At 71.5% G+C, this 6,968-nt stretch carries 6 protein-coding genes; 5 read left to right on the top strand and 1 reads right to left on the bottom strand.

From position 1 onward, the window contains the following. Positions 1–246 precede the first annotated feature (246 nt). Complete coding sequence (locus tag ABZ281_RS16960) at positions 247–612, bottom strand: hypothetical protein (protein WP_356656218.1); 366 nt, start codon at positions 610–612, stop codon at positions 247–249. A 238-nt stretch (positions 613–850) separates the two neighbouring features. On the opposite strand from ABZ281_RS16960, the gene ABZ281_RS16955 reads away from it, so the two are divergent. The 5 genes from ABZ281_RS16955 (at position 851) to rbsD (ending at position 6,727) form a co-directional block, all read left to right on the top strand. Then, the gene (locus tag ABZ281_RS16955) at positions 851–1,870 is read left to right on the top strand and encodes a LacI family DNA-binding transcriptional regulator (RefSeq protein WP_356656216.1); all 1,020 of its coding nucleotides are present in this window, start codon (positions 851–853) and stop codon (positions 1,868–1,870) included. Then, on the top strand, positions 1,867–3,423 hold the full coding sequence (locus ABZ281_RS16950) for a sugar ABC transporter ATP-binding protein (protein WP_356656214.1): 1,557 nt from the start codon (positions 1,867–1,869) through the stop codon (positions 3,421–3,423). The genes ABZ281_RS16955 and ABZ281_RS16950 overlap by 4 nt, the downstream gene beginning before the upstream one ends. Next, positions 3,413–5,362, top strand: coding sequence for a substrate-binding domain-containing protein (locus ABZ281_RS16945; protein WP_356656212.1), 1,950 nt, complete (start codon positions 3,413–3,415; stop codon positions 5,360–5,362). The genes ABZ281_RS16950 and ABZ281_RS16945 overlap by 11 nt, the downstream gene beginning before the upstream one ends. Positions 5,363–5,438: 76 nt before the next feature. Next, a complete protein-coding gene (locus ABZ281_RS16940; protein ID WP_356656210.1) occupies positions 5,439–6,341 on the top strand; it encodes a ribokinase in 903 nt (300 codons plus the stop codon). After that, positions 6,338–6,727, top strand: a complete 390-nt coding sequence (gene rbsD / locus ABZ281_RS16935) for a D-ribose pyranase (RefSeq protein WP_356656208.1) — start codon at positions 6,338–6,340, stop codon at positions 6,725–6,727. The genes ABZ281_RS16940 and rbsD overlap by 4 nt, the downstream gene beginning before the upstream one ends. Positions 6,728–6,968 lie beyond the last annotated feature (241 nt).

Raw genomic sequence — 6,968 nt, 5'->3', positions numbered from 1 at the left:
GACACCTCACCGGACGGGCGAAACTCATCAGCGCGGGCCCGACACCTCACCGGACGGGCGAAACTCATCAGCGCGGGCCCGACACCTCACCGGACGGGCGAAACTCATCAGCGCGGGCCCGACACCTCACCGGACCGGCGAAACTCAGCAGCGCGAGCCCGGCCGCACTCATCAGCGCGGGCCCGACACCTCACCGGACCGGCGAAACTCAGCAGCGCGAGCCCGGCCGCCCACCAAGGTCCGGGTTCACCCGGCCTGCGCCACCACGTGGTCGATCACCTGCTGGAGGTCCTCACTCGGCGAGAACTCCACCAGTTCGCTGTCCTCCAGCGCCACCGGCACGTGGCTGGGGCCCCAGTAGTAGGCCTGCCCCGCCTGGTACTCCTCCTCGCCCGTGGCCGTGCGCATCCTGATCCGGCCCTTGAGCAGATAGCCCCAGTGCGGGCACTGGCAGGCGTCGTCGGGTAGGCCCTCGAAGGCCGGGCCCATGTCCGTGCCCTGGGGCAGCGTGATGTAGCCGACCGACATGCCGCCGCCGATCGGCATCAGGCGCAGTTCCACTCCGTCACCTTCGAGGGCCACCGGTGTGTCGTTCCGGGTCGCCGCCGTCATGGTTCCTCCGCTCCGGCCCGCCAGGGCCTCAAACGCCCTCAGGAAATCCCCGTACCTCCAGCCTGGCCCGCCGGGCCGTGCCCCGCGACATCACGATCCGGTCAAGAGGTACCGCCGGGGGCTTGATTCGGCTGCGTGTAATCGATTCCATGCTCCCGTCGATGTAATCGATTCCACGAGCACCGCCGACGTCGTCGCGGGTGCTCCCACGACTGATCCACAAGGAGGTGGAGCGGCGGTGGCCAGCATCAAGGACGTCGCTGCCGAGGCCGGCGTCTCCGTCGCCACGGTCTCGCGCGTCCTGAACGACCACCCGTCGGTCAGCGCCGACGCACGCACCCGCGTGCTGGCCGCCGTCGAGACCCTGGGCTACCGCCCGAACGCCGTCGCCCGCTCGTTGCGCACCGACCAGACCCACACCCTCGGCCTGGTCATCAGCGACGTGATGAACCCGTACTTCACCGAACTGGCCCGCTCCGTCGAGGAGGAGGCCCGCGCGCTCGGCTACAGCGTGATCATCGGCAACGCCGACGAGCGGCCGGACCTCCAGGACCACCACGTACGCACCCTCCTCGACCGCCGCATCGACGGCCTGCTCGTCTCCCCCACGGACGGCGGCTCGCCGCTGATGCTGGACGCCGCGCGGGCCGGGACGCCCATGGTGTTCGTGGACCGGTGGATCCCGGGTGTGGACGTGCCGGTGGTGCGGGCCGACGGGCAGGCCGCCGTTCGGGACCTCGTGGCGCATCTGCACGGGCTGGGACACCGCAGGCTCGCCATCATCGCGGGCCCGGCGGCGACCACGACCGGCCGCGAGCGCGTCGAGGCCTTCCGCGAGGCGCTCGGCGCGTACGGGCTCGAACTGCCCGACGCCTATAGAGGGCAGGGCGACTTCCAGGCCGAGAGCGGCCGGCTGGTCACCGAGGGCTTCCTCGACCTGGCCGAACCGCCCGAGGTCGTCTTCGCGGCCGACAACCTGATGGCGCTCGGCGCCCTGGACGCCGTACGCGCGCGTGGTCTGCGCGTACCGGACGACCTCGCGCTGGCCGCGTTCGACGACATCCGGTGGTTCGTGCACACCGATCCGCCGATCACCGCGATCGCCCAGCCCACGGGCGAGCTGGGCCGGGCCGCCGTGCGCGCGCTGGTCGACCGCATCGAGGGGCGGCCCGGCGAGTCCGTCACGCTCCCCGCCCGGCTCGTCGTACGCCGCTCGTGCGGCGAGAACCCAACCCCAGTGCAAAGGAGCACGACGTGAGCAACGCGGACGAGTTGCTGCGCATCGAGGGCATACGGAAGACCTTCCCGGGCGTGGTCGCGCTGGACGGCGTCGACTTCGACCTGCGCCGGGGCGAGGTGCACGTGCTGCTCGGTGAGAACGGTGCCGGCAAGAGCACCCTCATCAAGATGCTCTCCGGTGCCTACACCCCGGACGCCGGGCGGATCCTGGTCGGCGGCGAGGAGACCCGCATCCAGAGTGCGCAGGACTCCGAGCGCCTCGGGATCGCCACGATCTACCAGGAGTTCAACCTGGTGCCCGATCTGACGGTCGCCGAGAACATCTTCCTGGGGCGCCAGCCGCGCCGGTTCGGAATGATCGACCGCAAGCGGATGGAGGCCGACGCCGAAGTCCTGCTGAAGCGGGTCGGCGTGCACGTCCCGCCCCGCGCGCGGGTCCGCGAGCTGGGCATCGCCCGTCTCCAGATGGTCGAGATCGCCAAGGCGCTCAGCTTGAACGCCCGCGTGCTGATCATGGACGAGCCGACCGCCGTGCTCACCTCCGAGGAGGTCGACAAGCTCTTCGCGATCGTGCGCACGCTGCGCGAGGACGGCGTCGGGATCGTCTTCATCACCCACCACCTGGAGGAGATCGCCGCGCTCGGCGACCGGGTGACGGTCATCCGGGACGGCAGGAGCGTCGGCCAGGTCCCCGCCGCCACGCCCGAGGACGAGCTCGTACGGCTCATGGTCGGCCGCTCCATCGAGCAGCAGTACCCGCGGGAACGTGCCGAGCGCGGCGCCGCGTTGCTCACCGTCGAGGGACTCACCCGGGACGGCGTCTTCCACGACGTCGGCTTCGAGGTGCACGCCGGTGAGGTCGTCGGGATCGCGGGCCTGGTCGGCGCGGGCCGTACCGAGGTCGTACGGGCGGTCTTCGGGGCCGATGCGTACGACCACGGCACCGTGAAGGTCTCCGGCTCCCCGATCGCCAAGTACGACGTCAACGCGGCGATGACCGCGGGCATCGGACTCGTCCCCGAGGACCGCAAGGGCCAGGGCCTGGTGCTGGACGCCTCCGTCGAGGAGAACCTCGGCCTGGTGACGCTGCGTTCGGCCACGCGCGCGGGCCTCGTCGACCTCAAGGGCCAGCGTGAGGCGGCCGAGCGGATCGCCGGGCAGCTCGGTGTGCGGATGGCGGGCCTCGGCCAGCACGTGCGCACGCTCTCCGGCGGCAACCAGCAGAAGGTCGTGATCGGCAAGTGGCTGCTCGCCGACACCAAGGTGCTGATCCTCGACGAGCCGACGCGCGGCATCGACGTCGGCGCCAAGGTCGAGATCTACCAACTGGTCAACGAACTCACCGCCGCCGGCGCGGCCGTCCTGATGATCTCCAGCGATCTGCCCGAGGTGCTCGGCATGAGCGACCGGGTGCTGGTGATGGCGCAGGGCCGGATCGCCGGTGAACTCTCCGCCGACGAGGCGACCCAGGACGCCGTGATGGCACTCGCCGTCAGCACCCCCACGGCCCCGAGCACGACACCGACCACGACGACGACCACGAACGGAACGGAGGCCTCCGGTGGCCACTGACACGCTCAAGAGCACAACGGGCGCGGGTGGCGCCTCGGGGGGCCTGCGCCGCCTCCTGCTCGACAACGGCGCGCTCACCGCGCTCATCGTCCTCGTCATCGCGATGTCGGCCCTGTCCGGCGACTTCCTGACGACGGACAACCTCCTCAACGTCGGTGTGCAGGCGGCCGTGACGGCCATCCTCGCCTTCGGCGTGACCTTCGTGATCGTCTCCGCGGGCATCGACCTGTCGGTCGGCTCGGTCGCCGCGCTGTCCGCCACGGTCCTCGCCTGGAGCGCCACGTCGGCAGGGGTCCCGGTCTTCCTCGCCGTCCTCCTCGCCATAGCGACGGGCATCGTCTGCGGCCTGGTCAACGGCATCCTGATCTCCTACGGCAAGCTCCCGCCGTTCATCGCCACGCTGGCCATGCTGTCCGTGGCCCGCGGCCTGTCCCTGGTGATCTCCGAGGGCTCCCCGATCGCCTTCCCCGACTCGGTCTCCCACCTCGGTGACACGCTCGGCGGCTGGCTGCCGGTGCCGGTCCTGGTGATGGTCGCCATGGGCCTGATCGCGGCCTTCGTGCTCGGCCGGACCTACATCGGCCGCTCCATGTACGCGATCGGCGGCAACGAGGAGGCCGCGCGGCTGTCCGGCCTGCGCGTGAAGAAGCAGAAGCTCGCCATCTACGCCTTCTCGGGCGTCTTCGCCGCCGTCGCCGGTGTCGTGCTCGCCGCCCGGCTCTCCTCCGCGCAGCCCCAGGCCGCCGACGGCTACGAGTTGGACGCGATCGCCGCCGTCGTCATCGGCGGCGCCTCCCTCGCGGGCGGCACCGGCAAGGCGTCCGGCACCCTCATCGGCGCGCTGATCCTGGCCGTGCTGCGCAACGGCCTCAACCTGCTGAACGTCTCGGCGTTCTGGCAGCAGGTCGTCATCGGTGTCGTGATCGCGCTCGCCGTGCTGTTCGACACGCTGCGGCGCAAGGCGGGGGCGACCCCGGTGGCGGCCGGCACCGGCGGGCCCAAGGGCAAGCAGGCGGCGACGTACGGTCTCGCGGCCGTCGTCACCGTCGCGATCGTCGGCGCCACGTCGTTCCTGCACAACGGCTCCTCCGCCACGAGCAGCCCGAAGCTGGGCCTGTCGCTGTCCACCCTCAACAACCCCTTCTTCGTGCAGATCCGGGCGGGCGCCCAGGCCGAGGCGGAGAAGCGCGGCGTGGACCTGACCGTCACCGACGCCCAGAACGACGCCTCCCAGCAGGCCAACCAACTGCAGAACTTCACCAGTTCCGGCCTCGGCGCGATCATCGTCAACCCGGTGGACTCGGACGCGGCGAGCAACTCCGTCAAGGCCGCCGACAAGGCGAAGATCCCGGTCATCGCCGTCGACCGGGGCGTCAACAAGGCGTCGGTGGACGCCCTGGTCGCCTCCGACAACGTCGCCGGCGGTGAACTCGCCGCCAAGACCGTCGCCGACAAGCTGGGCGGCAAGGGCAAGATCGTGATCCTCCAGGGCCAGGCCGGTACGTCCGCGGCCCGGGAGCGCGCGCAGGGCTTCGCGAACGGCCTCAAGGCCTACCCGGGCATCCAGGTGGTCGCCCAGCAGCCCGCCGACTTCGACCGCACCAAGGGCCTCGACGTCATGTCGAACCTGCTCCAGGCCCATCCGGACGTCCAGGGCGTCATCGCCGCCAACGACGAGATGGCGCTCGGCGCGATCAAGGCGCTGGGCTCCAAGGCCGGCACGTCGGTCTCGGTCGTCGGCTTCGACGGCACGCCTGACGGACTGAAGGCGGTCGAGGGCGGCACGCTGTACGCGTCCGTGGCGCAGCAGCCGTCCCAGCTCGGGAAGATCGCCGTGGACAACGCCCTGCGGGCCCTGAAGGGCGAGAAGGTCCAGGAGACGGTGAAGGTGCCGGTGAAGGTGGTCACCAAGGAGAACGTGGCCGGCTTCAGCGGCTGACATCGGGGAACGGCGGGTGGTCGCGCACGGTGTGCGGTGACCGCCCGCCCATGTCACTCACGTGGGGAGACAACTCATGTACGACTACGACCTCCTGGTCGTGGGGTCGGCCAACGCCGACCTGGTGATCGGAGTGGAGCGCCGGCCCGGTGCCGGCGAGACCGTGCTCGGCTCCGACCTGGCCGTCCACCCGGGCGGCAAGGGCGCGAACCAGGCGGTCGCCGCCGCCCGGCTCGGTGCCCGTACGGCGCTGCTGGCCCGGGTCGGCGACGACGCGCACGGCCGGTTGCTGCTGGAGTCGCAGCGCGAGGCGGGCGTCGACACGGTGGGAGTCCTGGTGGGCGGCGCACCGACCGGCGTCGCGCTGATCACGGTCGACCCGTCCGGGGACAACAGCATCGTGGTCTCGCCCGGCGCGAACGGCCGTCTGACCCCTCAGGACGTCAGCGCCGCCGGGTGCCTCTTCCAGAGCTCGCGGGTGGTGTCGGCGCAGCTGGAGATCCCGCTGGAGACGGTGGTGGAGGCCGTGCGGAGCCTGGCGCCCGAAAGCCGCTTCGTGCTGAACCCCTCGCCGCCGCGCCCCCTGCCGCAGGAGGTGCTGGCGGCCTGCGACCCGCTGATCGTGAACGAGCACGAGGCGAAGGTGATCCTGGGTGGCTCCGCCGTCGGGGACTCCCCCGAGGACTGGGCGCGGATCCTCCTCGCCAAGGGCCCGAAGTCGGTGGTGGTGACGTTGGGCGCGCAGGGCGCGCTGGTGGCGTCGGCAGAGGGGGTCGCGCGCGTGCCGGCGGTGAAGGTGGACGCGGTGGACACGACCGGCGCGGGTGATTCCTTCACCGCCGCGCTGGCCTACCGGCTGGGCGCGGGCGCGTCGCTGGCGGAGGCGGCGGCGTACGCGGCGCGGGTGGGTGCCGCGACCGTGACGAAGGAGGGCGCGCAGGCGTCCTTCCCGACGGCGGCGGAGGTCGCCGCACCGTGAAGAGGACCGGAATTCTGAACCGTCACCTCGCCGGTGCGCTGGCCGAACTCGGCCACGGCGACGGGGTGCTGGTGTGCGACGCGGGCATGCCCATCCCCGACGGCCCCCGGGTGGTGGACCTGGCCTTCCGGGCCGGGGTGCCGGCGTTCGCCGAGGTGCTGGACGGGCTGCTGGCCGAGCTGGTGGTCGAGGGGGCGACGGCGGCCCAGGAGCTGCGGGAGGCCAACCCGGAGGCGTCGGCGCTGCTGGAGGGGCACTTCTCCGGACTGGACCTCGTGTCGCACGAACGCCTCAAGGAGCTGTCGGCGGGGGCCCGGCTCGTCGTCCGCACGGGCGAGGCACGGCCGTACGCGAACGTCCTGCTGAGGTGCGGCGTCTTCTTCTGACGTCCACGAAGGGCTCTGAGCAGCCCTGAACGGCCCCGAACGGTTTCGAGGAGGCCCGGTCCGTCGACCGGGCCTCCTCGGCCTTTCCCCTCCCGTCAGGAACCCCCGCGATCCCCCCAGATCCCCCTCCAGAAGTCCCGACGCCTAGTACGACCGCCATGGGGCCGAAAGGGTTGAGCGTTCCGGCACGAATCCGGCACACGGCGAGTCATCACGGCGACAACGGAAGGTGTCGTTGTCC

The organism is Streptomyces sp. NPDC006265, from assembly GCF_040613555.1.
GTDB lineage: Bacteria > Actinomycetota > Actinomycetes > Streptomycetales > Streptomycetaceae > Streptomyces.
This window is presented reverse-complemented; position numbering and strand designations above follow the sequence as displayed.